At 68.9% G+C, this 26353-nt stretch carries 27 protein-coding genes and 1 tRNA gene; 10 read left to right on the top strand and 18 right to left on the bottom strand.

What is annotated here, in order from left to right; all coding sequences use genetic code 11:
• The first annotated feature begins 8 nt into the window (after positions 1–8).
• On the top strand, positions 9–596 hold the full coding sequence (locus ACO227_RS05675; protein WP_423605991.1) for a TlpA family protein disulfide reductase: 588 nt from the start codon (positions 9–11) through the stop codon (positions 594–596).
• Here the strand turns inward: ACO227_RS05675 and ACO227_RS05670 are convergent.
• From ACO227_RS05670 to ACO227_RS05660, 3 genes are all read right to left on the bottom strand, one after another.
• Positions 593–823, bottom strand: a complete 231-nt coding sequence (locus tag ACO227_RS05670; protein ID WP_423605989.1) for a helix-turn-helix domain-containing protein — start codon at positions 821–823, stop codon at positions 593–595. The genes ACO227_RS05675 and ACO227_RS05670 overlap by 4 nt on opposite strands.
• Positions 823–1461, bottom strand: coding sequence for a hypothetical protein (locus tag ACO227_RS05665; RefSeq protein ID WP_423605988.1), 639 nt, complete (start codon positions 1459–1461; stop codon positions 823–825). Before ACO227_RS05665 ends, ACO227_RS05670 begins: the two co-directional genes overlap by 1 nt.
• A gap of 100 nt (positions 1462–1561) precedes the next feature.
• Complete coding sequence (locus ACO227_RS05660; protein WP_423605986.1) at positions 1562–2197, bottom strand: TetR/AcrR family transcriptional regulator; 636 nt, start codon at positions 2195–2197, stop codon at positions 1562–1564.
• A 132-nt stretch (positions 2198–2329) separates the two neighbouring features.
• Between ACO227_RS05660 and ACO227_RS05655 the strand changes: the two genes are divergently transcribed.
• Together ACO227_RS05655 and ACO227_RS05650 are read left to right on the top strand one after the other, a co-directional pair.
• A complete protein-coding gene (locus ACO227_RS05655; protein ID WP_423605985.1) occupies positions 2330–4558 on the top strand; it encodes a TonB-dependent receptor in 2229 nt (742 codons plus the stop codon).
• Positions 4559–4649: 91 nt separating this feature from the next.
• A complete protein-coding gene (locus ACO227_RS05650; protein WP_423605983.1) occupies positions 4650–5927 on the top strand; it encodes a spinster family MFS transporter in 1278 nt (425 codons plus the stop codon).
• Here the strand turns inward: ACO227_RS05650 and ACO227_RS05645 are convergent.
• Entirely contained in the window at positions 5924–6088 is a 165-nt protein-coding gene (locus ACO227_RS05645; protein ID WP_423605982.1) for a hypothetical protein, read from the bottom strand. The genes ACO227_RS05650 and ACO227_RS05645 overlap by 4 nt on opposite strands.
• Positions 6089–6200: 112 nt before the next feature.
• The gene (locus tag ACO227_RS05640) at positions 6201–7775 is read right to left on the bottom strand and encodes a peptide chain release factor 3 (protein WP_423605980.1); all 1575 of its coding nucleotides are present in this window, start codon (positions 7773–7775) and stop codon (positions 6201–6203) included.
• Positions 7776–7929: 154 nt separating this feature from the next.
• Between ACO227_RS05640 and ACO227_RS05635 the strand changes: the two genes are divergently transcribed.
• Positions 7930–8760: an alpha/beta fold hydrolase gene (locus tag ACO227_RS05635; protein ID WP_423605978.1), complete on the top strand. Its 831-nt coding sequence runs from the start codon at positions 7930–7932 to the stop codon at positions 8758–8760.
• 34 nt (positions 8761–8794) lie between these two features.
• On the opposite strand, the gene ACO227_RS05630 is transcribed toward ACO227_RS05635, so the two are convergent.
• From ACO227_RS05630 to rpmI, 9 genes are all read right to left on the bottom strand, one after another.
• The gene (locus tag ACO227_RS05630) at positions 8795–9835 is read right to left on the bottom strand and encodes a family 43 glycosylhydrolase (protein WP_423605976.1); all 1041 of its coding nucleotides are present in this window, start codon (positions 9833–9835) and stop codon (positions 8795–8797) included.
• Between the two features lie 13 nt (positions 9836–9848).
• Entirely contained in the window at positions 9849–10712 is an 864-nt protein-coding gene (locus tag ACO227_RS05625; RefSeq protein WP_423605975.1) for an aldose 1-epimerase family protein, read from the bottom strand.
• Complete coding sequence (locus ACO227_RS05620; protein WP_423605973.1) at positions 10712–11329, bottom strand: glutathione S-transferase family protein; 618 nt, start codon at positions 11327–11329, stop codon at positions 10712–10714. Before ACO227_RS05620 ends, ACO227_RS05625 begins: the two co-directional genes overlap by 1 nt.
• Positions 11326–12075: an SDR family NAD(P)-dependent oxidoreductase gene (locus ACO227_RS05615; protein WP_423605971.1), complete on the bottom strand. Its 750-nt coding sequence runs from the start codon at positions 12073–12075 to the stop codon at positions 11326–11328. The genes ACO227_RS05620 and ACO227_RS05615 overlap by 4 nt, the downstream gene beginning before the upstream one ends.
• Before the next feature lie 128 nt (positions 12076–12203).
• Positions 12204–14615, bottom strand: coding sequence for a phenylalanine--tRNA ligase subunit beta (gene pheT / locus ACO227_RS05610; protein WP_423605970.1), 2412 nt, complete (start codon positions 14613–14615; stop codon positions 12204–12206).
• Positions 14612–15694, bottom strand: coding sequence for a phenylalanine--tRNA ligase subunit alpha (gene pheS / locus ACO227_RS05605; RefSeq protein WP_423605969.1), 1083 nt, complete (start codon positions 15692–15694; stop codon positions 14612–14614). Before pheS ends, pheT begins: the two co-directional genes overlap by 4 nt.
• A gap of 71 nt (positions 15695–15765) precedes the next feature.
• A complete protein-coding gene (locus tag ACO227_RS05600; RefSeq protein WP_423607271.1) occupies positions 15766–16389 on the bottom strand; it encodes a LysE family translocator in 624 nt (207 codons plus the stop codon).
• Between the two features lie 202 nt (positions 16390–16591).
• Complete coding sequence (rplT, locus tag ACO227_RS05595; RefSeq protein WP_010543146.1) at positions 16592–16957, bottom strand: 50S ribosomal protein L20; 366 nt, start codon at positions 16955–16957, stop codon at positions 16592–16594.
• A 14-nt stretch (positions 16958–16971) separates the two neighbouring features.
• Complete coding sequence (rpmI, locus tag ACO227_RS05590) at positions 16972–17175, bottom strand: 50S ribosomal protein L35 (RefSeq protein ID WP_423605967.1); 204 nt, start codon at positions 17173–17175, stop codon at positions 16972–16974.
• Positions 17176–17332: 157 nt separating this feature from the next.
• Between rpmI and ACO227_RS05585 the strand changes: the two genes are divergently transcribed.
• The gene (locus ACO227_RS05585; protein WP_423605966.1) at positions 17333–19489 is read left to right on the top strand and encodes an AsmA family protein; all 2157 of its coding nucleotides are present in this window, start codon (positions 17333–17335) and stop codon (positions 19487–19489) included.
• A 1-nt stretch (position 19490) separates the two neighbouring features.
• Positions 19491–19916 carry a VOC family protein gene (locus ACO227_RS05580; protein WP_423605965.1) on the top strand — a complete coding sequence of 142 codons (426 nt, stop codon included), beginning with the start codon at positions 19491–19493 and terminating at the stop codon, positions 19914–19916.
• A 154-nt stretch (positions 19917–20070) separates the two neighbouring features.
• Here ACO227_RS05580 and hisN read toward each other — a convergent pair whose 3' ends face one another.
• Positions 20071–20853: a histidinol-phosphatase gene (gene hisN / locus ACO227_RS05575; RefSeq protein WP_423605964.1), complete on the bottom strand. Its 783-nt coding sequence runs from the start codon at positions 20851–20853 to the stop codon at positions 20071–20073.
• A gap of 38 nt (positions 20854–20891) precedes the next feature.
• Complete coding sequence (locus tag ACO227_RS05570) at positions 20892–21704, bottom strand: DUF1134 domain-containing protein (protein WP_423605963.1); 813 nt, start codon at positions 21702–21704, stop codon at positions 20892–20894.
• Positions 21705–21881: 177 nt separating this feature from the next.
• On the opposite strand from ACO227_RS05570, the gene ACO227_RS05565 reads away from it, so the two are divergent.
• From ACO227_RS05565 to ACO227_RS05550, 4 genes are all read left to right on the top strand, one after another.
• Positions 21882–21971: transfer RNA gene (locus ACO227_RS05565), tRNA-Ser, on the top strand.
• Positions 21972–22045: 74 nt separating this feature from the next.
• Complete coding sequence (locus ACO227_RS05560) at positions 22046–23149, top strand: phospholipase A (protein ID WP_423605962.1); 1104 nt, start codon at positions 22046–22048, stop codon at positions 23147–23149.
• A gap of 56 nt (positions 23150–23205) precedes the next feature.
• Entirely contained in the window at positions 23206–23748 is a 543-nt protein-coding gene (locus ACO227_RS05555; protein ID WP_423605961.1) for a peroxiredoxin, read from the top strand.
• A gap of 124 nt (positions 23749–23872) precedes the next feature.
• Entirely contained in the window at positions 23873–24898 is a 1026-nt protein-coding gene (locus tag ACO227_RS05550) for a GGDEF domain-containing protein (RefSeq protein WP_423605959.1), read from the top strand.
• A gap of 424 nt (positions 24899–25322) precedes the next feature.
• On the opposite strand, the gene ACO227_RS05545 is transcribed toward ACO227_RS05550, so the two are convergent.
• Both ACO227_RS05545 and ACO227_RS05540 read right to left on the bottom strand, forming a co-directional pair.
• Entirely contained in the window at positions 25323–25805 is a 483-nt protein-coding gene (locus ACO227_RS05545; protein WP_423605958.1) for a DUF421 domain-containing protein, read from the bottom strand.
• Positions 25805–26332, bottom strand: coding sequence for a hypothetical protein (locus tag ACO227_RS05540; protein ID WP_423605957.1), 528 nt, complete (start codon positions 26330–26332; stop codon positions 25805–25807). The genes ACO227_RS05545 and ACO227_RS05540 overlap by 1 nt, the downstream gene beginning before the upstream one ends.
• Positions 26333–26353: the final 21 nt, after the last annotated feature.

Genomic DNA, 26353 nt, shown 5'->3' with positions numbered 1-26353 from the left:
AGCCTGTCTTGCGCTCGACGATCGCGCTTCTCCTTACCCTCGCAGCCCTTGGAATCGCCGGCTGCGATAAGCCGAAGCAGGCGGGCGAGCAAGCAAACGCCGCTGTTGCCGCCGAAAGCCCCGCTGCGCCCGCGAACGAAGCTGAGGTCGAGCGGATCGGCACGCTCGACCGCAGCCACAAGGGCGAGCCCGCGCCGTCGGTCACCTTCCAGAGCCCCGACGGCAAGCCCACGACGCTCGCCGTATTCAAGGGCAAGCCGCTGCTGCTCAACCTGTGGGCGACCTGGTGTGCGCCGTGCGTGCGCGAGATGCCGGCGCTCGACCGGCTGGCGCAGCGCGAGGGCGACCGGATTCAGGTGGTGACGGTGAGCCAGGACCTGGAGGGCGCGGCCAAGGTGACGCCCTATTTCGCGAAGGCGGGGTTCAAGGCGCTGAAGCCATGGCTCGACCCCGAGGTCGGGCTGTCGACGTATTATGGCGTCAATCTGCCGACCACCGTGCTCTACGACGCGCAGGGCCGCGAGGTGTGGCGCGTCGCGGGGGACATGGACTGGGACGGCGAGACGGCGAAGGCGTGGCTGGCCGAGGCGGGCTAGTCCGTATCGGCCTCGTCGTCTTCGCCGGGCACATATTCGAGGAGATCGCCCGGCTGGCAGTCGAGCTCACGGCAGAGCGCCGCGAGCGTCTGAAAGCGCACGCCCTTCACCTTGCCGGTCTTGAGCAGCGATAGGTTGGGTACGGAGATGCCGATGCGGTCGGCAAGGACGTTGAGCGGCATCTTGCGGCGCGCCATCATCACGTCGAGGGTGACGACGATTCCCATCAGATGATCGCCGCATTGTCGGCGGCCAGCGCCTTGCCGGTCGCAAAGGCCTGCGCCAACGCCAGTACGAACAGGCCCGCGGCGATCCTGATCCAGTCGAGTTCGTACACCAGCCGGAACGCACGCGCCGGTTCCGCGCCGTCGAGCGAGGAGATGCTGGCGCCAAGTGCGACTCCCTCTGCAGGTTGCGCGGCGGCGAGGAACAAAGGCTGCGCGATCAGCGCATGGACGATGTCGAGTGCGACCCAGCCGATCAGCAGCCAGCCGATCACCCGCAGGCTGCGGATGATGTCGTCGGCGAAGGGCTTCCCCGCGGCAATCCCGGCCAACACCGTCTTCAGCCGGTCGATCGCGGCGTAGCTGCCTGTCGCGAGGACGCCGAAGGTGACGAGTTGGACGAAGGCCGGCTTCCAGTCCGACGTGGCCAGCTCGAGCGTTCCGCGATCGATCCGGATCGCGCCCTGGCCGCCGCTCAGCGGAAAGCTCGCGGTCGCCGCGTTCGCGACCACCGGCCAGCTCGCGGTGAAGGGTTCGCCGCTCGCGATCGGGATCACGAACATGATGAGCAGCATGAGCACGGCGAGTGCGATCGCAATCTGCGCGAACAGGAGGAGATAGGTCAGCAACCGAATCGACATGAGCGTCATCCTTGCGTGTGGATGACCTTCCTTAGCGGGTCGATATGTCTCGCACAAGAAAATTATCGTCAAACATAAAATATATATCGTTCTGCGTGCTTCAACGATTGGCGCCCAGTCCCCGCGCCAGCATCTCGGCCACCGTGTCGGCCACATCCGCAGGGTCGCGGTCCTCGCTCCACACGCCGTAGCGAAGTCCCAAGAACACGTTCATCCCCATGATCGCCCAGGCATGGACCTCGGACACGTCGGTGCGCAGCTCGCCGCGCTCGGCGGCGGCGCGCAGGCGCTTCTCGATGCGGTCGGCGGTGGTCGCATAGTGGAGGCGGAAGCTCTCGGGGTCGACGAACTCGGCCTCGTCGATGATGCGGTAGATCTCCTTGTGCCGGCGCACGAAGCCGATGAAGGTCTCGAGGCCCGCGCGCTCGGCGGCGATCTGCTCGGGCGCGGCGCGGATCGCGGGAGCGACATGCTCGCGCACCTGCTCGCTCATGTCGCGGACCAGCGCGCGGAACACCGCGTCCTTCGAATCGAAATAGGTGTAGAAGCTGCCCAGCGCGACGCCCGCGCGGCGCGTGATCCCGCTGATCGAGCCTTCGTGGAAGCCCTTCTCGCCGAACTCGGCGGCGGCGGCATCGAGGATCGCGCGCAGCGTGCGGCGCCCCCGTGCGGTGCGCGGCTCCTTGCCCTCGCTTGCCGCGCCCTCGCTTTTCGCCACCGTGACTGTGGCCGCCATGCCACGTTCCTCCGCCACTCGCCTCTCCCTTGAATCCGGAAGTTGAAACCCGGTTCAGGTTTCACTATAGCGTCCTCCAACGTCTTACAAGCCGGGGGAGCACCGCGGCTGCAATCTGGGGAGGAAGCCTTGATGCTACGCCTGATTCCGTCTGCCCGCACGATTCTGAGCACCGGTGCCGCGCTGGGCGCGCTCGCCGCCATGCCCGCCTTCGCGCAGGACGCGCCGGCGGGCGCGCCTGCCGCCGAGGAGGCCGCCGAGGGGGAGATCGTCGTCACCGCCCGCCGCCGCGAGGAAAGCCTGATCGACGTGCCGATCTCGATGTCGGTGGTGACCGGCGATTCGCTGGTGAAGAGCGGCGCGGCCGACATCACCGCGCTGCAGGACAAGACGCCCAACCTGACGCTGCAGATCGCGCGCGGCTCCAACTCGACGCTGATCGCGTTCAGCCGCGGCGTCGGCCAGCAGGATCCGCTGTGGGGCTTCGAGCCTGGCGTCGCGCTCTATATCGACGACGTCTATGTCGCGCGGCCCCAGGGCGCGGTGCTCGACATCTTCGACGTCGAGCGCGTCGAGGTGCTGCGCGGGCCGCAAGGCACGCTCTACGGGCGCAACACGATCGGCGGCGCGGTCAAATACGTCACCCGCCGTCTCGGCCATGATTTCAAAGCATCGGCGCGCGCCTCCTATGGCTCGTACGACCAGGTCGATCTGGTCGGTCAGGTGGTGGTGCCGGTGGGCGACATGCTGTCGTTCGGCGCCGCGGTCGCGCAGTACTGGCGCGACGGCTTCGGCACCAACCTCACCACCGGGGCCGAGCATTACAACAAGGACGTGTTCGCGGCGCGGCTGTCGGCCGAGTTCACGCCGTCGGACAATATCTTCGTGCGCATCGCGGGCGATCGCGTGCTCGACCGTTCGAACCCGCGCCACGGCACGCGCCTGCTGCCCAACGGCGCCGACCCGGTCTATGCGCCGACCGCAAGCGTCTATGACACGCGCGCCGGGATCGGCGACGAGAACCGGGTCGAGACCCGCGGGCTTTCGGTGACCGGCGAGATCAACCTCAGCGACACGCTGACCTTCAAGACCATCACCGCATGGCGCGACGGCAGCACCGACACGGTGATCGATTTCGACAACACCGCGCTGCCGACGCTCGACGTCCCGGCCGAATATTCGGACCGCCAGTTCACCCAGGAGCTCCAGCTGCTCTACGAGGGCGAGCGGCTGCAGGGCGTGTTCGGCGTCTATTATCTGAACGGCCGTGCGAGCGGCGCGTTCGATACGGTGGTCGGCCTGCTCAACACCACCACGCTCACCTCGGGCACGGTGTTCACCAAGAGCTATGCGGCGTTCGGCGACTTCAGCTTCGACATCACCGACCAGTTCAAGATCTCGGCGGGCCTGCGCTACACCCGCGACGAGAAGACCGGCACCGTCTTCCGTCGCAACTATACCGGCATCCGCAGCCCCTATTTCGGCAACGCCACGGCGGTACCGGGCCTGATCCGCTCGGATTACACCAACAGCCGCGATTTCGAGAAGCTGACGCCGCGCGTCAGCATCAGCTACGAACCGCGCGAAGACCTGAATTTCTACGCGAGCTACGGCAAGGGCTTCAAGTCGGGCGGCTTCGACATGCGCGGCGACGTGGTGCTCACGCCGACCACCGTCAACGGCTACGATCCCGAGACGATCGACAGCTACGAGCTGGGCATGAAGGGCGCGTTCCTCGACCGCACGCTGTTCGTCAACCTCGCCGGCTTCTATTCGGACTATAAGGACCAGCAGGTCACCATCCAGGTGCCCGCGCTGCCCAGCGGCATCGCCAGCTTCGTCGACAATGCCGGCAAGGGCGTGATCTACGGCTTCGAGATCGAGACGCGCGTGGTGCCGTCGCGCAACCTCTCGGCGAGCCTCGTGGTCGGCTACACCAATGCCGACTACAAGGAGTTCTTCACCTTCATCGGCGGCGGCACCACCCCGGTCGACGTGTCGGACCAGCGCGCGTTCCAGAACACGCCCGAATGGACGGCCAACGCTTCGGTCACCTGGTCGGAGGATCTGGCGGGCGGCACGATCGCCTTCACCCCATCGGTGTCGCTGCGCAGCGACACGCAGATGTTCGAGTTCGTCACGCCCGCGCTCGACCAGGACGGCTATGCGCTGGTCGACGCCGCGCTCAACTGGACCTCGGGCGGCGGCCGCTACCGGATCGGCGTCGCCGCGCGCAACCTCACCGATGCGCGCTATCGCGTCGGCGGCTACAACTTCCCCGGCGCGCTCACCGGCAATTCGGTGATCGGCTATTACGGCCCGCCGCGCACCGTGACCGGCACGTTCGAGGTGAAGTTCTGATCGCTTTGCCGTCTTGAGTTTGGCAGACTGACTTGGCCGGGCGTCTCGCAGGGGGGCGTCCGGCCAAGGCATTTTCGAAGGGGAGGAACGCATGGCACAGAGCGGCACGCCACAGGCAGGCCATGGCACGCCCGGCTATCGCGCGCTGGTGCTCGCGATGCTGCTGCTGGTCTACACCTTCAACTTCCTCGACCGGCAGATCCTCGGCATCCTCGCCGTGCCGATCAAGGCCGATCTCGGCCTCACCGATGCCGAGTTCGGCGCCATCGGCGGGCTCGCCTTCGCGCTGCTCTATTCCGTCCTCGGCGTCCCCCTCGCCTATCTCGCCGACCGCACCAGCCGCAGCGCGGTGATTGCGGGGAGCCTAGCGGTGTGGAGCGCCTTCACCGCGCTGTGCGGCACCGCCACCGGCTATTGGCAGCTCTTCCTCTACCGGCTCGGCGTCGGCGTCGGCGAGGCGGGCGGCGTCGCGCCCTCCTATGCGCTGATCGCGGACTATTTCCCGCCCGAGAAGCGCGCGCGGGCGCTCGCCATCTACTCGCTCGGCATTCCCGTCGGTCTCGCTGGCGGCACGCTGCTGGGGGCCTATATCGCGGCGCTGGTCGACTGGCGCACCGCCTTCATCGTGATGGGCGTGGCCGGGATCGTGCTCGCGCCGATCTTCAAATATCTGGTGCGCGACCTGCCGCGCCCCGCCGCCGCGGTCAGGCAGGCCACGCCCGTCGCCAAGGTCTTCCCGATTCTCGCAAGGAAGCCGGCTTTCTGGCTGATGGCGTTCGCCGCGGCGTGCAGCTCGCTGTGCGGCTATGGGCTCGCACTGTGGACGCCGTCGATCCTGATGCGCAGCTTCGGCTTCAACCTGATCACCACCGGGCAGTTCATGGGCTCGGTCCTGCTCATCGGCGGCGTGGCCGGGGTGTTCGCCGGGGGCTGGTTCGCCGACCGGCTCGGACGCAGCGATCGCGGCTGGTACGCCAGGCTGCCGGCGATCGCCTGGGCGATCACCGTGCCGACCTTCGCCTTCGGGTTCCTCAGCAGCTCGCCGATGCTCGCCTGGGCGCTGCTGCTGATCCCCAACGCGCTCAACATCCTGTGGCTGGGTCCGGTGACGACCGCGGTCCAGCATCTCGTCCCGCGCGAGATGCGCGCGACCGCGTCGGCGAGCTTCCTGCTGATCAACAACCTGATTGGCCTCGGCGTGGGTCCGCTGCTGATGGGAGCGCTGTCGGACGCGCTCAAGTCGAGCTACGGCATCGAATCGCTGCGCTACGCGGCGGTGGGGTGCCTCGCCTTCTACGCGCTCGCCGCGGTGCTGATGTTGTTCGCGGTCAAGCCGCTGCGCCGCGGCTGGGTCGACGACGCGGCCTAGGGCCGCCGCATCCCCTTGGTGCGGCTGGTGAGGTGCCAGTCGCGGCACAAGGCGCAGCGATAGACGCGCAACGTGACCTGCGCGTCGCGCGCGACCTGCATCGCTTCCGCCTCGGTCCGGAACTGCCGCTTGCGCGCGCAGATCCCGGGCCGCGTCTTCACGGGTTTGATCCGCTTTCGCGGATGCCGCACCGGCCCGCTCCCCCACCCGGCCACCCATCGAGGATACCCTGAAGTGGGTGGCCGGGTGGGGGAGCGGGCCGGTGCGGCACGATCAGCGCTCGCGCGTCGCCATGAACTTCACGCGCGAATAGCGGTCGGCGACATAGCCGACCTCCCAGGCCGACTTGGCGAGGAACACCGGGTTGCCGTCGCGGTCCTTGGCCATGGCGGTGCGATTGAGGTCCATGAATTCCTTCACGTCCGCCGCCTCGCCGCCGATCCAGCGCGCCGTGTCGAACGGCGCCGGCTCGAGCATCGCGCCGACCTTGTACTCGGCCTCGAGGCGGCTGAGCAGCACGTCGAGCTGGAGCTGGCCGACCACGCCGATGATCCAGTTCGACCCGATCTCGGGATAGAAGACCTGGATCACGCCCTCCTCGGAGAGGTCGTCGAGCGCCTTGCGCAGCTGCTTGGTCTTGGTCGGGTCCTTGAGCTGGACGCGGCGCAGGATCTCCGGCGCGAAATTGGGCAGGCCGGTGAAGCGGATATCGGCCTTCTCGCTCAGCGTGTCGCCGACGCGCAGCGTGCCGTGGTTGGGGATGCCGATGATGTCGCCCGGGAACGCCTCGTCGGCCAGTTCGCGCTGCTGGGCGAAGAACATGATCGGCGAATGGATCGCGATCGGCTTGCCGTGCCCGGTGGGCGTCAGCTTCATGCCGCGCTTGAAGGTGCCCGAGACCAGCCGCATGAACGCGATGCGGTCGCGATGGTTGGGGTCCATATTGGCCTGCACCTTGAACACGAAGCCCGTGACCTCGCTGTTGTCGGGCGAGACCGGCGCCGGCTCGGCGGGCAGCGCGTGCGGCGGCGGCGCGTGGCGGGCGATCGCGTCGATCAGCGAATCGACCCCGAACTCCTTGAGCGCCGACCCGAAATAGACCGGGGTCAGGTCGCCGTTGCGATAGGCCGCGGCGTCGAAGCTCGCATAGCCCGCCAGCGCCAGCTCGGCATCCTCGCGCAGCTTGGCGAGATTCTGCCCGGAGAGGATCGCGTCGAGCTGGGGATCGTCGAAGCCGGACGTCTGCACCACCTTGCCCTGGAATTCGCGGCTGTCGCCTTCGGGCAGCAGCAGGCGGTTGGCGACGAGGTCGTACACCCCCTCGAAGGTACCGCCCATGCCGACCGGCCACGTCATCGGCGCGACGTCGAGCTGGAGCAGCTCGGCGATCTCGTCGAGCGTCTCGAACACCTCGCGCCCCTCGCGGTCGACCTTGTTGACGAAGGTGATGATCGGCACGTTGCGCAGGCGGCACACCTCGAACAGCTTGCGCGTCTGGCTCTCGATGCCCTTGGCGACGTCGATCACCATCACCGCGGAGTCGACCGCGGTGAGCGTGCGATAGGTGTCTTCCGAGAAGTCCTCGTGGCCCGGCGTGTCGAGCAGGTTGAAGGTCACCCCGTCCCGCTCGAAGGTCATCACGCTCGACGTGACCGAGATGCCGCGCTGCTGCTCGATCTTCATCCAGTCCGACCGCGCGCGCCGCGCGGCGCCGCGCGCCTTGACCTCGCCGGCGAGATGGATCGCGCCGCCGAACAGCAGCAGCTTCTCGGTCAGCGTGGTCTTGCCCGCGTCGGGGTGGGAGATGATCGCGAAGGTGCGGCGACCAGGAATCGGGTTCTCGGGCATCGCGGCCCTCTAGCGACAAGTGGCTTGCGAAGCGAGCGTTTCGCTATTGGAAACGATCGCTTTCGAACGTTGCACTTTGCGCGACTCGGACGGGGGCGTAACGGTGCCGCCACGCCACGTTTCCCGCGCGGCGGTCCAGCCAAGGATGCGAGCCATGCCCTTCATCACGACCAGCGACGGCACCGAGATCTTCTACAAGGATTGGGGTCCGAAGAACGCCACGCCGATCGTCTTCCATCACGGCTGGCCGCTCTCCGCGGACGACTGGGACAACCAGATGCTGTTCTTCCTGCACAAGGGCTATCGCGTGATCGCGCACGACCGGCGCGGGCACGGGCGCTCCTCGCAGACCTGGGAGGGGAACGAGATGGACACCTATGCCGCCGACGTCGTCGCGCTGGCGGCGGCGCTCGACCTCAAGGGCGCGATCCATGTCGGCCATTCGACCGGCGGCGGCGAGGTCGCGCATTATGTCGCGCGGGCCGAGCCGGGCCGTGTCGCCAAGGCGGTGCTGATCGGCGCCGTCCCGCCGGTGATGGTCAAGAAGGACAGCAACCCCGAGGGACTGCCGATCGAGGTGTTCGACGGGTTGCGCGAATCGCTCCTCGCCAACCGCGCGCAATTCTATATCGACCTGCCGACAGGGCCCTTCTACGGTTTCAACCGCGAGGGCGCGAAGGTCAGCCAGGGGCTGATCGACAATTGGTGGCGCCAGGGCATGATGGGCGGCACCAAGGCGCATTACGACTGCATCAAGGCGTTCAGCGAGACCGACTTCACCGAGGATCTCAAGGCGATCGAGGTTCCGGTGCTGGTGATGCACGGCACCGACGACCAGATCGTGCCCTATCACGATTCGGCGCCGAAGGCGGTCGAGCTGCTCAAGAACGGCACGCTCAAGACCTATGAGGGCCTGCCCCATGGCATGTGCGCGACGCATCCCGAGGTGGTGAATCCCGACCTGCTCGCCTTCATCGAAAGCTGACACCCGGCGGCGGCGGGCGCCGGTCCGCCGCCGCTCAGCCGCCGACCGGCCCGTCGGGCGCGGGCGGCATGAAGCGCGGAACGCCCGCCGCATCGAACCGGACATGCTCCGCCCGCGCATGGCGGTTGGGATCGAACAGCGGGTTGCCCTTGATCTCGCGATAGCCGCGCGCGTGATAGACGATCACCGGACGTCCCGAGGCGTCGGTGGTGAAGCTGTTGTGTCCCGGGCCGAACACGCCCGCCGCCGGGTCGGTCGCCAGCACCGGGACGGAGGACTTGGTCCAGGATGCCGCGTCCATCAGGTCGGCACCGGCGTCGGCGCTCAGCATCCCCATGCAGTAGCGCGCGTCGGTGGCGCTCGCCGAATAGGTGAGGAACAGCCGCCCGCCATGCGCCAGCAGCGCGGGCCCTTCATTGACCTTGAACCCCTGGACCTCCCAGTCGAGCTCGGGCACCGTCAGTCGGACCGGCGCGCGCGCCAGCGTCGTCGGCGTGGCGAGCGGCGCCAGGTAGAGGTTGCTGTTGGTCCCGATCCCCGGCTCGGCCTGCGCCCAGCACAGATAGCGCGTCCCGCGATGCTCGAAGCTGGTCGCGTCGAGCGTGAAGCTGTCCCACGGCGTCTCGAGCTGGCCGAGCAGCGACCAGCGCGCCGCCATCGGATCGGGGTCCGCGCTCGCCAGCACATAGGTGCGGATGCGGAACTTCTGGTCGCTGTCGCCCGCGGCGAAATAGATGTGCCAGCGCCCGTCGAAGCGGTGCAGCTCGGGCGCCCAGATATAGCCCGCCATCCGCCCGCTCGCCGGCCGCCGCCACGGCACGGCCTCGGCGGCGTCGGCCAGGCCCTGGAGCGTCGTCGCGCGGCGCAGCACGACCCGGTCATATTCGGGGACCGAGGCGGTGAAATAATAGTGCCCGCCATGGCGCGTGACGTGCGGATCGGCGCGCTGGCGCACCAGCGGATTGGTCCAGCGGCCCCCCGCCTTGCCCGGGCGCGGCGCGCAGCCGGCGGTGAGGCCGAGGGGCATCGACGCCGCGGCTGCGAGCAGGGTGCGGCGGTGAATCGCGTCGGTCATGGGCGCTCCGGGGTCAGGGCTGCAGCGTCACGCGCATGGCATAGGTTCGCCGTTCGCCCGGCGCCAGCCGCTCCATCCCTGGCTTGTCCCAGATCTCGCCGGCGAAGCCGACCGGGTCGGCATGGCCCTGCCACGGCTCGACGCAGACGAAGCGCGCACCCGGCTTGGTCCAGACCGCCAGCGTCGGCATGCCGGGAAACGCGATGTCGAGCTGTGGCCCGGCCTTCCCGCCATAGCGCAGCGCACGGCTGGCGGGCGCTTCCCACACCAGCGCGTCGTGCGCGAACAGATCGTCGCGCAGCCACAGCGTATCGCCCTCGACCGGCGTGTCGCGGTCGGCCGCGCCGATCAGCCCGCCCTCGATCCGGTTGAGCCTGGCGGGCTCGTCCCGCGCGAAGACGATGCGGTGCTCCGCCTTGGCGCCGCCATCGGGCAGCGGCCAGGCGAAGGCGGGATGGAAGCCGAAGCTCGCGGGCATGTCGCGCGCGCCGCGGTTGGTGACGGCCACCTCGATCGCCAGCGTCGCGCCGTCGAGGACGAACGCGGCGTCGAGCGCGAAGGCGAAGGGATAGGCGAGGCGGGTCTCGGCATCATCCACGAGCCGGAAGATGGCCCGGTCCGGCGCCTGCTCGACCGGCTCGAATTTCCGCCGGCGCGCGAAGCCGTGCTGAGGCAAGGCATATTCCCGGCCGTCGAGCCGATAGACGCCACCCTTGAGCGCGCCGACGATCGGGAACAGCAACGGCGCGCGGCCGGTCCAGAAGGCCGGGTCGGCATCGGTCATGAATTCGCGCCCGGCGGCGTCCGTCAGGCTGGAAAGCTCGGCGCCGACGGGGTTGATCCGCGCCGTCAGCGTATCGTTGGCGATCTCGATCATCAGTCGCGGTCGGGCGCGCCGAGCGGGAAATAGTGACGGAATGGCCGCGCTTCCTCGATCGCGCGTGCGAAGCTCGGCCGCGCGGCGAGCCGGGCGCGGTAGGCGCGGAGCGCGGCGTGCTCGGCCGGGATCGGATGTACCCAGTCGCCATAGAAGAGCGCCGGTCCGGCCGCGCAATCGCCCAGCCCGAACTCGAACGCGGCCCATTGCCGCCCGGCCATGTGCGCATCGAGCCAGGCATAGGACCTGTCGAGCGTCGCGTGCGCCTTGGCGACGCCGTGCGGGTCCCTGGCGCCTTCGGGGCGAAGCGCGTCGCCGACGATCTTTTGCAGCGGCGTCATCACATAATTGTCGAAGACACGGTCGAGCAGCCGCGCCTCGAGCCCCCCGGCCAGGAAATGCGGCGCGATATGCTCGACGATGATGCTCGCCTCGGGCAGCGTCCAGTCGCCGTCGACCAGCACCGGGAAGCGCTTGAGCGGCCACAGCGCCTCGAACTCGGCGTTCACCGCGGCGTCGGCCCCGACCACGCGGAACTCGAAGGCGGTCGCGGTCTCGTAGAGCGCGATCAGCGCCTTCTGGCAGTAGGCGGAGAAGGGGTGGCCGTAGAGGATCATTGCGCCTCGCGATGTACCGCAAAACCCGCGAACGACTGGTTGACCGGCATCATTTCCATCACGTTGATATTGAGATGCGGCGGAAGCGAGGCCACCCACAGGAGCATCGCGGCGATGTCGTCCGCGGTCATCGGGTCGGCGCCGCCATAGAGCTTGTCCGACGCTTCCTGGCTGCCGGTCCGCACCAGGGTGAACTCGGTCTCGGCCATGCCCGGCTCGATCGAGGTGACGCGCACCCCGGTGCCGGCGAGGTCGCTGCGCAGCGACAGGCTGAACTGGTGCACGAACGCCTTGGTGCCGCCATAGACGTTGGCGCCGAGATAGGGGTAGGTCGCCGCGACCGAGGAGAGGTTGATGATCGCGCCGCGGCGCTCGATCAGCGTCGGCAGCAGCTTGTGGGTGATCTCGACCAGCGCGGTGACGTTGGTGTCGATCATCACCCGCCAATTGTCGAGCAGGGCCTCCTGCGCCTTCTCGGTGCCCCGTGCGAGGCCGGCATTGTTGACCAGCAGGTCGATGCCGCGAAACGCTTCGGGCAGGCTGTCGAGGGCGGCGTCGCGCGCCGCCTCGTCGCGGATGTCGAACACGGCGGGGTGGAACCTGTCGTCGCCCAGCTCGGCCCTCAGCGCAGCGAGCCGGTCGGCGCGCCGCCCGGTACCGATCACGCGCCAGCCGGCGGCGGTGAAAGCGCGCGAGGCTGCCGCGCCGAAGCCCGATGTCGCGCCGGTGATGAGTGCGGTCTTCATGCCGTTCCTTTCTTCGTCATCCCGGCCCCGTGCCGGGATCCACCGCACGCCGGGCGGCGCGGATCAGGTTCCTGTTCATCGCTCACGGCAGCGTGGATCCCGGCACGGGGCCGGGATGGCGGGTCGGGTCAGCCTCTCAGCACCCCGCCCAGTTTCGCCGCCGCGGCGACGACCTTGTCGGCCACCGCCTTGATCTCGGCATCGGTGAAGCTCTTCTCGCCGGGCTGCAGCGTCACCTCGACCGCGAGGCTCTTGCGGCCCTCCTCGACGCCGGCGCCCGTGAACAGGTCGAACAAGCGCGCGTCGGTGATCGCCGCCTTGTCCGCGCCCTTGACCGCGCGGACGAGGTCGCCCGCGGCGAGTTCCGCCGGAACGATGAAGGCGAAGTCGCGCGTCACCGCCTGCAGCGCGGGCGGGGTGTAGGGCGCGCGCATGAAGCCCGTCGCGCGCTTGCCCGGAATCGCGTCGAGGAAGATCTCGACCGCCGCGACCGGGCCCTCGAGGTCGAACGCCTTGAGCAGCGCCGGATGCAGCATGCCGAAGGCCGCGAGCACGGTCTTGGGCCCGAGCCGCAGCGTCGCCGACTGGCCGGGATGCCAGGCCTCGCCCGCCTCCCCCATCACCTGCAGGTTGCCGACCGGCGCACCCGCCGCCTCGAGCAGCGCCAGCGCTTCGGCCTTGGCGGCATAGGCGGTGAAGGGCTGCGCCTTGCCGCTCGCCCAGCCGCGCGGCGTGGCGTCGCCCGCAAGCACCGCGGTGAGCGTCAGCCTCTCGCTGTCGGCGAGGTAGCGGCGGCCGATCTCGAACAGGCGCACGCTCGTCGCGCCGCGCTTCAAGTTGCGGCCCGCCGCCATCAGCAGCCCGGGCAGCAGCGAGGGGCGCATGACCTTGAGGTCCTCGCTGATCGGGTTGGCGAGGGTCCAGGCGCCGCCGCCGAACGGCGCGGCTTCCTGCTCGGCGATGAAGCTCCACGTCACCGCCTCGTTGAGCCCGCGCGACGCCGCGGTGCGGCGCATGCGGCGCTCGAGCTTCTGCTCGGGCGTCGCGGTCGGCTTGGCCACGCCGGCCGCGCAGGGCAGCGGGGTCGAGGGCACTTTGTCGATCCCCTCGATGCGGATCACTTCCTCGACCAGGTCGGCGGGGCCGTCGATGTCGCGGCGCCAGCTCGGGGCGGTGACGCGAAAGGCGTCGAAGCCGGCATCGATCCCGACCGGATCGCCGTTCGCGTCGAGCGGCTCGACCGTGAAGCCGAGCGATTCGAGGATCTGCTTCTGGCGCCCAGCGGGAATCGCGAGCCCGCCCAGCGTCTCGGCCAGCGCCGGATCATAGCCCAGCGTCAGCCCCACCTGTGGCGGCGTGCCCGCGCGGGTCACGCCGCTGGCGGTGCCGCCGCACAGCTCGACCACCAGCCGCGTCGCGATCGCCAGGCCGTCGTCGAGGAACGCCGGATCGACCCCGCGCTCGAAGCGCGAGCGCGCGTCGCTGGTCAGCATCAGCTTCTGCCCGGTGCGCGCGATATGCTCGGGGTCGAAATAGGCGCATTCGATCAGCACGTCGGTAGTGGTCTCGGAACAGCCCGAGTCCTCGCCGCCCATGATCCCGCCGATGTCGTGCACCGCCACGTCGTCGGCGATCACGGTCATCGTCGCGTCGAGCGTATAGGTCTTGCCGTTGAGCGCCAGCACCTGCTCGCCGTCCCTGGCCTTGCGCGCGACGAGGCTGCCGCTGAGCTTGGCCCGGTCGTAGACATGGAGCGGGCGGCCGAGATCGACGCTGACATAATTGGTGATGTCGACCAGCGCGCTGATCGGCTTCTGCCCGATCGCCTTGAGGCGCTTCTGCATCCACCCGGGCGAGGCGCCGTTGACGACGCCGCTCACCGACTGGCCGTAGAAGGCGGGGCAGCCCTCGGGGTCGAGCGTCGCGACGTCGGGCCCCGGCCCCGCGCCCGCCACCGGCTCGACCGCGAGCGGCTTCAGCGTCCCCAGCCCCGCCGCGGCGAGGTCGCGCGCGATGCCGCGCACGCCCATGCAGTCCTGGCGGTTGGGCGTGATCGACACGTCGAACACCGGATCGTTGAGCCCGGCATAGTCGGGGAAGCTCGAGCCGACCGGCGCGTCCGCGGGCAGCTCGATGATCCCGTCGTGATCGTCGCCGAGCTCGAGCTCGCGCGACGAGCACATCATGCCGTTCGATTCGACACCGCGCACCGCCGCGACCTTGAGCACCATGCCGTTCGCCGGCACCGTCGCGCCGGGCAGCCCGAGCACGCCGACCAGCCCGGCGCGCGCATTGGGGGCGCCGCAAACGACCTGGAGCGGCACGCCGTCACCCGTGTCGACGGTCAGCACCTGCAGCTTGTCGGCCTGCGGGTGACGCTCGGCGGTGAGCACCTTCGCGACGCGGAACGCCGCGAGCTTCTCGCCCGGGTTCTCGATGCCCTCGACCTCGAGGCCGATGCGGGTCAGCGCCGCATCGATCTGGTCGAGCGTCGCGTCGGTGTCGAGATGCTGCTTGAGCCAGCTCAGGGTGAACTTCATGCGCCGACTCCTCCGCTCAGCGTGGGCACGTCGAGCGCCGAGAAGCCGTAATGTCTGAGCCAGCGCAGGTCGCCGTCGAAGAAGGCGCGCAGATCGTCCATCCCGTATTTGAGCATCGCGAGGCGATCGATCCCGCAGCCGAAGGCGAAGCCCTGCCACTGGTCGGGGTCGTAGCCGCCGGCCGCGATCACCTTGCGGTGGACCATGCCGCTGCCCAGCACTTCCATCCAGCCTTCGCTGCCGCCGATCACGCGCTTGCCGTTGACGATCGAGAAGCCGACATCAACCTCCGCCGACGGTTCGGTGAAGGGGAAGTAGCTCGGGCGCAGCCGCAGCACGATGTCGTCGCGCTCGAAGAACGCCTTGAGGAAGGTCTCCAGCGTCCATTTGAGGTGGCCGAGCGTGATGCCCTTGTCGATCACCAGCCCCTCGACCTGATGGAACATCGGGGTGTGGGTGGCGTCGCTGTCGCTGCGATAGGTGCGGCCCGGCGCGATGATCCGCACCGGCTTCTGCCCGCCCGCCGCCTTCATCGCGCGGATCTGCACCGGCGAGGTGTGGGTGCGCAGCACCATCGGCGTGGCATGCTCCCCGGCGAGGTAGAAGGTGTCGTGCATCGCCCGCGCGGGGTGCGTCTCGGGAATGTTGAGCGCGCTGAAATTGTGCCAGTCGTCCTCGATCTCCGGCCCGGTGGCGACCGCGAAGCCCAAATCGGCGAAGATCTCGGCGAGCTCGTCCATCACCTGGCTCACCGGATGCACGCTGCCCGCGGGCACCCCGTCGACCGGCAGCGTCATGTCGAGCGTCTCGGCGGCCAGCTTCGCCTCCAGCGCGGCGCCCTCCAGCGCGGCCTTGCGCGCCGCGATCGCCTCGGTCACCGCCTCGCGCAGCGCGTGGATGCGCGGGCCGGTCGCCTGGCGTTCCTCGGGGCTCATCGCGCCGAGCGTCTTGAGCAGCCCGGTGACGGCGCCCTGCTTGCCGAGCGCATGCACGCGCACCGCGTCGAGCGCGTCGACGCCCGCCGCCGCGTCGATCGAGGCGAGGAGTTCGGCCTGGAGTTGGTCGAGATCGGTGGTCATCGGGATTCCGTTCGTTGGTCGATGTGGCCCGAACCGCAGTCGGGACCGAAGGTCAAGGCCTGGGCGCCAAACTACACCCGGCTGCCGAACAGCGCCGCGCCGAACGCGACGAAGATCGCCCCGGTCACGCGGTTGAACAGCCGCTGGCGATTGGCCGGCGCGAGCCACGCCGCGAGCGAGCGGCCGCCCAGCGCATAGGTCACGAACCAGAAGGTCTCGATCACGATGAAGCTGGCGATCAGGATCGCGAGCTGCGGCGCGAAGGGCCTCGCCGTGTCGATGAACTGCGGAAACAGTGCCGCGGCGAAGACGATCAGCTTGGGGTTGGAGAAGCCGGTGCCGAGGCCGGTCGCGTACATCGCGCGGAGCGAGGGCGGGGCGGGCTTCCCGGCCGTCGCGTCACCGCCGCCGACCGGCGCGCGCCATGCCTTGACGCCGAGCCACACGAGATAGGCGACACCGGCATAGCGCAGCACGTCGAACAGCATCGGCGAGGCCTTGAGCAGCGCGCCGAGCCCCGCCGCCGACGCGGTCAGGCAGACGAGGTTCGCGGTCATCAGCCCCGCCATCGACGCGACCGAGCGGCGCGCGCCGTGATGGATGCTCTGGACCATGACGTGAAGCATGTTCGGCCCCGGCGTCGCGGAGATCAGGAACACGGCGGTGACATAGAGCCACCAGGTCTGGAGCGTCATCATTTCCTCCACATCCGTCACCCCGGCCTCGTGCCGGGGTCCACTGTGCCGCGCGCGACACGGTGGAGCCTCTTGCCCATCGCCTGTTGCCCGGTGGATCCCGGAACAAGTCCGGGATGACAAGAGGGGCGGGCGTCCCGAAACCAAAAAGGGCGCCGGTGTCTCCACCGGCGCCCCATTTGTTCGGTCGCTACAGGCTACCTCAGGCGGCCTGGGGCAGCGCCGCCTTCGCCTGCGCGATGATGGCGGTAAACGCCTCGCCCTCGTGCATCGCGATGTCGGCCAGGACCTTGCGGTCCAGCTCGATGCCCGCAAGCTTCAGGCCGTGCATGAATTGCGAATAGGTGAGGCCCTCGGCGCGGACGCCGGCGTTGATGCGCTGGATCCAGAGCGCGCGGAAGCTGCGCTTCTTCACCTTGCGGTCGCGATAGGCGTACTGGCCGGCCTTCTCGACGGCCTGGCGGGCGATGCGGATGGTGTTCTTGCGACGGCCGTAATAGCCCTTCGCCTGATCCAGAATCCGCTTGTGCTTCGCCTTGGTGGTGGTGCCGCGCTTAACACGTGCCATGTCTCAAGCCCTCCTTACTTCAGGCCGTACGGCGCCCACAGGCGCACGTGGCCGGCATCGGAGTCGGACAGGACCGACGTGCCGCGGTTGGTGCGAATATATTTCGCGTTATGGCTGCTCAGGCGGTGACGCTTGCCGGCGACGCCGTGCTTCACCTTGCCCGTCGCGGTGAATTTGAAGCGCTTCTTCACACCGCTCTTGGTCTTCATCTTGGGCATTTTCGTCTCCTTTTACGCGCGACGATCTCGAACGGCCCCGGCAGCCCTAGTTAGCCGGGCAGTTCCCCTGAATCGCGGAAAGGCGGGCCATTAGCGGGAAAGGTCGCGGAATGCAACCGCAGGGAACTCGCTAAGGTTACGAGTCTTTTCATCCATCATGGCCGACCGGGATTCCCCGATCGTCGCGGCGGACGCGACGCCAGCCGATCCGCCGCAGACCGCACCGCCAGCGAAGGAAAAGCACCGCTGGCCGCGCCCGCTCGTCATCGCGCTGCGGGTGATCGGCGGCATCCTGCTCGCGCTCTTCCTCGCCTGGGCGATCCTCTACGTCACCAAGGGCCGCTTCCTCAAGGGCACGTTCGAGCGGATCGCCAGCAGCGCCACCGGGCGCGAGGTGCGCGTCGAGGGCGACTTCCAGTTCTATTTCAACCCGATCAACGTGAAGTACGTCTCCGAAGGCCTCACGGTGTCCAACCCGGCCTGGGCACGCGGCGGGAATTTCTTCGCGGCGAAGCGGATCGAGGCCAATGTCGCGACCTTCTCGTTCATCTGGGGCGAGCGGCGGATCAACATCCTCGACCTGCAGGGCGGCACGGTCGACCTGCGCTGGGACGAGGCCGGACGGCGCAACAGCTGGACCTTCAGCGAGGAGAAGGGCGAGCCGCTCGACCTGCCGCTGATCCGCCGCGCGGTCGTCGCAGGCACACGCGTGCGCTACCGCGACCCGCGCCTGCGGCTGACCGCCGACATCACGGTCGACACAGTCGAGGCGCGCGACGACCGCTTCGCCAACTCGATCCGCTTCCGCGGCGACGGCACGGCGCGCGGCACGCCGTTCACCTTGTGGGGCGCCTTGCTCTCGCCCAACGCGACGGTGGCGGGCGGGCACAACCAGCTCGCGCTGCGCATCAACGGCGTGCGCACGCGCGCCGACATCACCGGCACGCTCCCCGGCGCGACCGAGATCGAAGGCGCCAAGCTCAACGCCGATGTGCGCGGGCAGAACCTTGCCGATGCCTTCGCGGTGTTCGGCATCGCGGTGCCCGACACGCGCAGCTACCGGCTGCGCTCGGCCTTGACCAAGCAGGGCGACAGCTGGCGCTTCACGGGCCTGCGCGGCCGCTTCGGCGAGAGCGACCTCGCCGGCCGGATGACCGTGCGGATCGGCGAGCCGCGGCTGCTCCTCGACGCCGATCTCGTGACGCGGACGCTCGATATCGTCGATGCCGGGCCGTTCATCGGCTATAATCCGAACCGGCTCGAGGCGCAGGGCAGCGCCGGCACGGTGACGCGGGAAGGCGGCCGTCCGCGACTGCTTCCCGACGCGCCGCTGCGAGTCGAGGCGCTGCGCAACTTCGACGCGCGCGTGAGCTGGAAGGTCGCGCGCGTCCGCGCCGAGGACTTCCCGGTCAGCGACATCACGCTCGGCCTCAGCCTCGACGACCGGCTGCTCAAGCTCTCGCCGTTCAACTTCGCCATGGCGCGTGGCACGGTGAGCTCGGACATCACGATCAACGCGCGGCGCGAACCGGTCTTCACCGATTACGACATCCGCCTGTCGCCGACCCCGATGGGCACGCTGCTCAAGGGCTTCGGGGTCGCCGAATCGGGCACGAGCGGCACGGTGAGGGCGCGCGTGAGGATGACCGGCATCGGCAATTCGGTGCGCGATTCGCTCGGCAACTCGAACGGCCGCATCGCGGTGATCATCCCGCGCGGGACGATGTGGACGCGCAACGTCCAGCTCTCCGAACTGGATATCGGGCTGTTCGTCCAGAAGATGTTCGAGAAGAAGCTGGAGAAGCCGGTCGAGATCAATTGCGGGCTGGTCGCCTTCACCGTGCGGGGCGGCATCGCCGCCGCCGACCCGATCCTGATCGACACGCGCAAGAATGTGATGCTCGGCCGCGGCGGCTTCAGCTTCCGCAACGAGACGATCGACCTCGCCTTCCGTGCCGACGGCAAGCAATTCTCGCTCTTCTCGGGCCAGTCGCCGGTCGGGATCGGCGGCTATTTCGCCGATCCCTCGCTCGACGTGATCAGCCCGGAGCTGCTCGGCCGCGCCGGTGCGGGGCTGGGGCTCGGCGTGGTGGCGACGCCGATCGCCTCGCTTCTCGCCTTCGTCGATGTCGGTGACGCCAAGTCGGCGGATTGCGGGCCGGTGCTCTCGGGCGCTACCGCCCGGGCGCAGCGCGACACCAAGGGGCGCCCGCGCGACGATGTCGGCAAGGGGACGACGGCCAAGTCGGAGGACGGGAGTCGTTCCAAGGGCGAGCGCAAGGAACAGCGCAAGAAGTTCCTGGGGATTTTCTGACATGCAGCCACGTCTCTCCGTCCTGACCCTCGGCGTCGCCGATCTCGAACGGTCGCTCGCCTTCTACCGTGAGGGGCTGGGGCTGCCGACCGAGGGCATCGTCGGGCGCGAGTTCGAGCATGGCGCGGTCGCCTTCTTCCAGCTGTCGGGCGGCGTGCGGCTGGCGCTCTGGGCGCAGGACGACATCGTCCACGACACCGGCCTCGCCAAGACGCCGGCGAGCCCGACCGCCTTCACCCTCGGCCACAACGTGTCGAACCGCGAGGAGGTGGCCGAGGTGATCGAACAGGCGCGCCGCGCCGGGGCCGAGATCGTCAAGGAGCCGGCGGACACCTTCTACGGCGGCCATGCCGGCTATTTCCGCGATCCCGACGGCCATGTCTGGGAAGTGGTGTCGAACCCCGCGGCGCTGCCCGACGGGGATTGATTCGGCGGCTTGCAATGTTGGAATTCGTCTGCTTGCCTGTCTCGGACCGTAGCGATTCCGGCCACGCTTTCCGACAGGCCGGGCACGCATCCGGCGGTTGACGGCCTCGCGCGGGACTCCGCGATAGTGTCAACCTAGTGTAAACTTCCGGCGCTCAATGCCCGCGGCAGGCGAGCGCCTCGATGATCTCCTCGATCCGCGCCGGGTCGCCCGCGGCGATCACCTCGCCGTTGCTCCCGGCATGGAGCGGGTCGCCCTGCCAGTCGCACATCCGCCCGCCCGCGCCCTCGACCACCGGCACCAGGGCGGCGAAGTCGTGCAGCTTCAGCCCCGCCTCGATCACCAGGTCGAGATGGCCCGAGGCGACCAGGCCGTAATTATAGCAGTCGCCGCCGAGCACCGTGCTCATCACCGCGGCGTCGACATGCTCGAAGGCGTGGAGCTGGTCGTCGCTGAACAAAGCGGGCGAGGTGGTGGCGAGCAGCGCCTTGGACAGCTCGGGGCAGGTGCGCGCGGCGGCGGGCGTGCCGTTGAACAGCGTCTCGCGCCCGGTGACGCCGAGCCAGCGCTCGCCGATGACCGGCTGGTCGATGATGCCGAGCACCGGCCAGCCATCCTCGAGCAGCGCGATCAGCGTGCCGAAGATCGGGCGCCCGACGATGAAGCTGCGCGTGCCGTCGATCGGGTCGAGCACCCAGGTACGGCCGCTGGTGCCGGGGCGGTCGTCCTCCTCCTCGCCGACGATGCCGTCCATCGGCCGCTCGGCGATGATCAGCCGCCGCATCGCCGCCTCGGCCGCCTTGTCGGCGAGCGTCACGGGCGAGGCGTCGGCCTTGGCCTCGAGCCCGTGCTCGGTGCGGAAATAGGGGCGGATCGCCGCGCCTGCGGCATCGGCGAGGCGCTCGGCGAGATCGATATCGGCTTGGGAAACTGGCATGCCACGGCCCTAGCCGCAGCGTCGCGCCCCTGCCAAGCTTAGAAGGGGAACCAGCGGCTCTTCTCGCTGAACTTCATATAGCCGACATTGGCGCCCGCGCGCCAGCCGACGCCGAGCCGCACCGGGATCAGCACCACGTCGCCGCGGCGCAGATAGCTCGCCGAGAAGCCCCCGACGAAATAGAGCCGGCCCTCGCCCGCCGGGAAGCGCTTGTAGAGCTCCTGGCTGTCGTAGAGGTTGTAGACCAGCACGAACACCTTGTTGGCGTCGCCGCCGATGTCGAAGCCGACCGACGGCCCGGTCCAGAACACCTTGCGCTCGCCCTCGACCGCATGGACCATCTGGCCCGAGCCGTAGCGCAGCCCGACCACGATCGCGCCCGAGCCCTCGCTCCCGGCGATATAGGCGTTGGGCTCGCCCTGCTCCTTGAGGATGTCCTCGATCAGCGCGGCAAGGCCGCTCGCGCCCTTGCCGAACACGCCCTCGGCCGCGGCGACGAGGCGCACCCGGTCGAAGGTGGTGGGCGCGTCGGGCTTGGCGAGGCCGTTGGCGCCGGCCACGGGCGCGGCCGTGCCCGCCGGGGCGGCGGTGACCGGCGGCGCGGTCTCGCCGGAGGTGGAGTCGGCAGGCGGGGTATAGTCGGCGCCGGGATCGACCGCCTCGTCGCCGGGCGGCGGCGCCTGCTCGGCGGCGATCGGATCCTGTGCGGGCGGGGTCGTGGTCTGCGGCTGGTCGAGGTCGGCGTCGATCGCACTGTTGGGGTCGACGGTGCGGATGCTCTGCGCCAGCGCCGGGGCGGCCGCCATCGGCGCCGCCAGTGCCATCATGAGTCCGATCAGTACGCGCCGCATTGGTAAACCCTCCCGCCAGCCTGCCATTAGGTCCGCTGGTGGGACGGCGGCAATGAACGGGCGATGACCCGAGTCGATTTTGCGTCCACCCGAGTCGCCTGCGCGTTCAAATGCCGTCCAACGCCCCATTGATCGCCCGCACGCGGCTCGCTATAGCCCGCGCTCCGCCGCTGGACCGGAGACGTGGGTGAGTGGCTGAAACCAACGCTTTGCTAAAGCGTCGTACGGGGAACCGTGCCGAGGGTTCGAATCCCTCCGTCTCCGCCACCGGCCCGGCCTGCCGCTCGACGCCGCGCCTAGCGACTCGCAATCGTCATCGCTTGCTGGCATCTCCGGCCGCGATGCGTTGCCTGCTTGTCCTCCCCTTCGCCGTTGCCGCCGTCCCCGCCGCCGCGCAGGTGCGCGCCGTCCCGACCCAGCCGGCTTCCGAGCGCGAGGCATTGCGCGGGGTCGAGGTGATCCTGCTCAACGAGGGCGCCGCGCCCGTTCCCGCCGAGGGCCCGCGCCAGATCGAGGTGACCGCGGCCGACGGCACGCGGATGACGCTCGAGCGGCTGCCCGTTCCCGCCGCGACGATTGCGCCCGGCGGCTTCGTCAAGGCGCGCTACGTTCCCGTCGCCTATGCCGCGCGCCCCGCGCCGCCGCCGAAGACGGCGGGCGAGCTCCCGCCCGGCGTGGGCAGGGCCTATCCCGCCGACGTCCGCGCCGCCGCGGCCGCCAATCCGGACGGCGAGATCGAGGTGCGCCGCTCGGCCGGCACCTCGTCGGGCTTCCTCACCCGCTTCGCGCCGCACGAGCCGGTCTACGGCGTGTTCGGCCCGGGCGATTCGGGCGCCAAGCTGCAGTTCAGCTTCGCCTTCCAGCCGTTCCGCGACGAGAGCGCGCTCAGCGGGTTCAAGTTCGCCTATACCCAGACGATGTTCTGGCGGCTCGACCTCCCCTCGGGCCCGTTCGCGCACACCACCTATTCGCCCGAGGTCTTCTACGAGAAGACGGTCGACGAGACCGCGGCGTTCGGGGTCGGCTGGCGGCACGATTCGAACGGCGAGGGGACGGGCACCTCGATCGATTCGAACCGCATCTTCGCGCGCTTCACCAAGGCGTTCGACCTCGGCGAGGGCTGGCGTGCCGAAGTGACGCCGCAGGCTTGGGTCTATGTCGGCAAGCAAGGCGTCGCCCCCGATCTCGACCGCTATTGGGGCAATGCCTCGCTGGGCCTCACCCTGGTCAAGCCGGACGGCGTCAAGCTCAGCCTCAACGTGCGCGGCAGCCCCGACAGCGGTCGCGGCGCGGCCGAGCTGTTCGCTTCCTATCCGCTCGCCGATCTGGGCGGCGGGTTCGGCATCTATCTGTTCGGCCAGGGCTTCACCGGCTTCGGCGAAGCGCTCGACGATTATCGCCGCCGCGACACGCATGCGCGGCTCGGCATTTCGCTCACCCGCTAGGCTTGGCGGCAAGGTTGCAGGGGCGCATAGTCCGCCCGAACGAAGGAGAAGTCCCGATGCGTGTCGCCCTGATCGCCGCCCTTGCCCTGACCGCTGCCATTCCCGCCTCGGCGCAGCTCGCCGCCGGCGCGTCCGCACCCGACTTCAACACGGTCGGCGCGCTTGGGGGCAAGGAATTCAAGCTCCACCTCAAGGCCCAGCTCAAGAAGGGCCCGGTGGTGCTCTATTTCTACCCGATGTCGTTCACGCCGGGCTGCAGCGCCGAGGCGCAGGCCTTCGCCGCGGCGACGCCCGAGTTCAAGGCGGCCGGGGCGACTGTGATCGGCATGGCCGCCGATCCGATCGACAAGCTCAAGGATTTCTCGACCAAGGATTGCGCGAGCAAGTTCGCGGTGGCGCAGGCGACCCCGGCGATCATCGACGGCTATGACGTCGCATTGAAGCGCAACGGCACCAAGACCGCGATGGCCAGCCGCACCAGCTTCGTGATCGCGCCCGACGGCAAGATCCTCTACGCGCACAGCGACATGAGCCCCGCGCCGCACATCCGCAACACCCTCGCCGCGGTCAAGGAATGGCGGGCTAAGCGGCAGAAATAATATGCTTATTAGGCTCGAAACGATTTCACGGGATGTTAGCAGTTAGCGCATAGACCCAGGTTCATCGGAAGGCGTTGGCGGGCGCGTGTGGACGGCGCCCGCGGATGGACGTGGGGATGGATTTATGACGGTGGCGAGGGCCGCGCGTCCAGTCGAGGCCGGGGATCCGGGCCGGCTGTTGTACGAGCGCATCGGCACATTTCTGTTCGATCAGCGGCTGGAGCCCGATCCGGCGAACTTCGCGTTCGCCTGGCATCTGCTCCACGACCCCGCAGGCCCGCTGGCGAAGGCGGTCGCCGCGCTCACCGACGGCGGCGTCCGCCTGACGCAGCGCGACATCGCGTCGCTCGGCTGCGACAGCCCGGCAAGCGCACGCGGCACGCGCGAGAAGGCAGACGGCCTCGTCGCCCGGACCCAGATGCAGGTCGAGGGCTTTCAGGACATGGTGCAGGCGATGCGCGTCGAGACCCAGGGCTTCGGCCGCGATCTCGAGGCGAGCGCCGATGCGATCCGCCGGTTCGGCGACCGCACCGAAGGCGCGTTGCTCGACGAGCTCACGCGCGTCACCGCGACGATGCTCGAACGCGTCCACAGCGCCGAGATGCGCCTTGAGAACGCGACGCGCGAGGCGAGCGAGCTGCGCGACAAGCTCGAGGAAGCGCGCGACAATGCCCGCCGCGATCCGCTGACCGGCCTGCCCAATCGCCGCGCGTTCGAAGAGGCCTTTGCCGCGCAACTGGATATCGGCGACGGCATGTGCGTCGCGGTGTGCGACGTCGATCATTTCAAGGCGGTCAACGACCGGTTCGGCCATGCGGTGGGTGATCGCGTGCTCAAGACGATCGGCGAGGCGCTGATCGAGAGCTGCCCGGCGCAGCTCGTCGCGCGCTATGGCGGCGAGGAATTCGCCATCCTGTTCGCCGACGCCGATATCGAGCGTGCGCGGGTCACGCTCGACAATGCCCGCGCGACGGTCGCCGCCAAGCGCTACCGCCTGCGCGAGACCGACGAGCCGCTCGGCGAGATCACTTTCTCGGCGGGGCTCACGCGGGTCGCGGCGGGGGAATCCTTCGGCACCAGCTTCGGCCGTGCCGACCGGCTGCTCTATGCCGCGAAAAAGGATGGGCGAAACTGCGTCCGCGCCAGCTGATTGTTGGGAATTTGCACCATATTGTTTGGTGAGATTCGCCAGAGTTATCGGCAATAAAATAATAACTCCTTTAAATTCAGCTAGTTATAGAAACTGGCACGCACCCTGCAACTACCTTGGCATCCCGCCGGATGGTCTGGCGGATTGCACAGGGAGTTAAGATCATGGCCCTCCGTTTCGAAGCTTTCAGCCGCTACGCGCTCTCGCTGGTCGGCGCCGCCGCGTTCACCGCGGTGATGATCGCCAACACCGTCAGCATGGGTCCGGTCGCCTGACCGGACCTGCCAACAGGAGAAAGAAGATGGCACGCCAGATCCTCGTCGCTCTCGTCTCGTTCGGTCTCACCGGCGCGATGATCCTCACCACCACCGCCACGCAGGGCTCGGGCATCATCGCCTGAGCCCCGCAGGCCCCGGGCGACCAGTCAGGTGGCCTTGGGATTGTCGGGGCGCGACGAATCGCTGTCGCCGTCCCGCTTGATGAAGCTGATCCTCCCCTCGGGTTCGAGGATCGCCCAGGCGACATCGTCCAACCGCGCGATGCCCGCCAGCCGCATTTCCGATTCGATCTCCGCTCGGGTCAACCGGTCGCGCTTGAGATTGGCCGCGACCAGCGCGCCCTCGCGGACCAGCACCCGCGGCGTGCCCTCGACCACACGCTGCGCACGCGGCGAGAGATAGACCACCCAGCCCAGCACCACCGTCCAGAAGGCGAAGGTCGCGATCGCCAGCGTTGCTCCGGTCAGGCTGAAGTCGTTGTGCGTGATCCCTTGCTGGATCAAGTCGCCCATCACCACCAGCAGCACCAGCTCGAACGGCGTCATCTGCCCGAGCTCGCGCTTGCCCATCAGCCGCAGCAGCGCGAACAGGATCGCGAACATGATCGTGGAGCGGATCACGATGTCCATCAGGGCAGCACCGTGATTCCGACCGGGATCGCCGCGAGCGGGCGTTCGCCGTCGTGCAGCTCGATCGCGCCGCGGGTCCCGGCGAACAGCGGCGGGTTGATCTGGCCGTCGATCTTGATCTCGAGCACCTGCCCGGCGTCGAGCGCGCCATAGCTGAAGCGGAACGCGCCCTTGTCCGCCTTCTCCTCGCCGGGCGCGGGGATCATCGTGTTGATCGTCATGTCGCGCCACAGCGATGCCGGGACCACGACCACCGCCTCGGCGATCGGCGCCTTTGCCGTGACATGGAGCCGGGTCTCGAAGAAGGTGCCGTTGCGCAGCACGCGCGGGGTATGGATTTCGAGCCGGGCCGCGGGCGTGTCGGCGGCCAGGCTGCGCGCCCGGCCGCCGCCGAACGCGCCGAGCAGCGCCGCCAGCATCACCGCGCCGAGCACCGCGAGCGAGAGCCAGTTGAGGTTCGCGCCGCGCCGCTCGGAGGCGGGGGCGATCCCGTCGGGATAGGCCGGACTTGGCGAGTTCGCGGACATGGTTCGAAGTTGTAACGACCG

It is taken from the genome of Sphingomonas sp. MS122 (genome assembly GCF_049532975.1).
GTDB lineage: Bacteria > Pseudomonadota > Alphaproteobacteria > Sphingomonadales > Sphingomonadaceae > Sphingomonas.
This window is presented reverse-complemented; position numbering and strand designations above follow the sequence as displayed.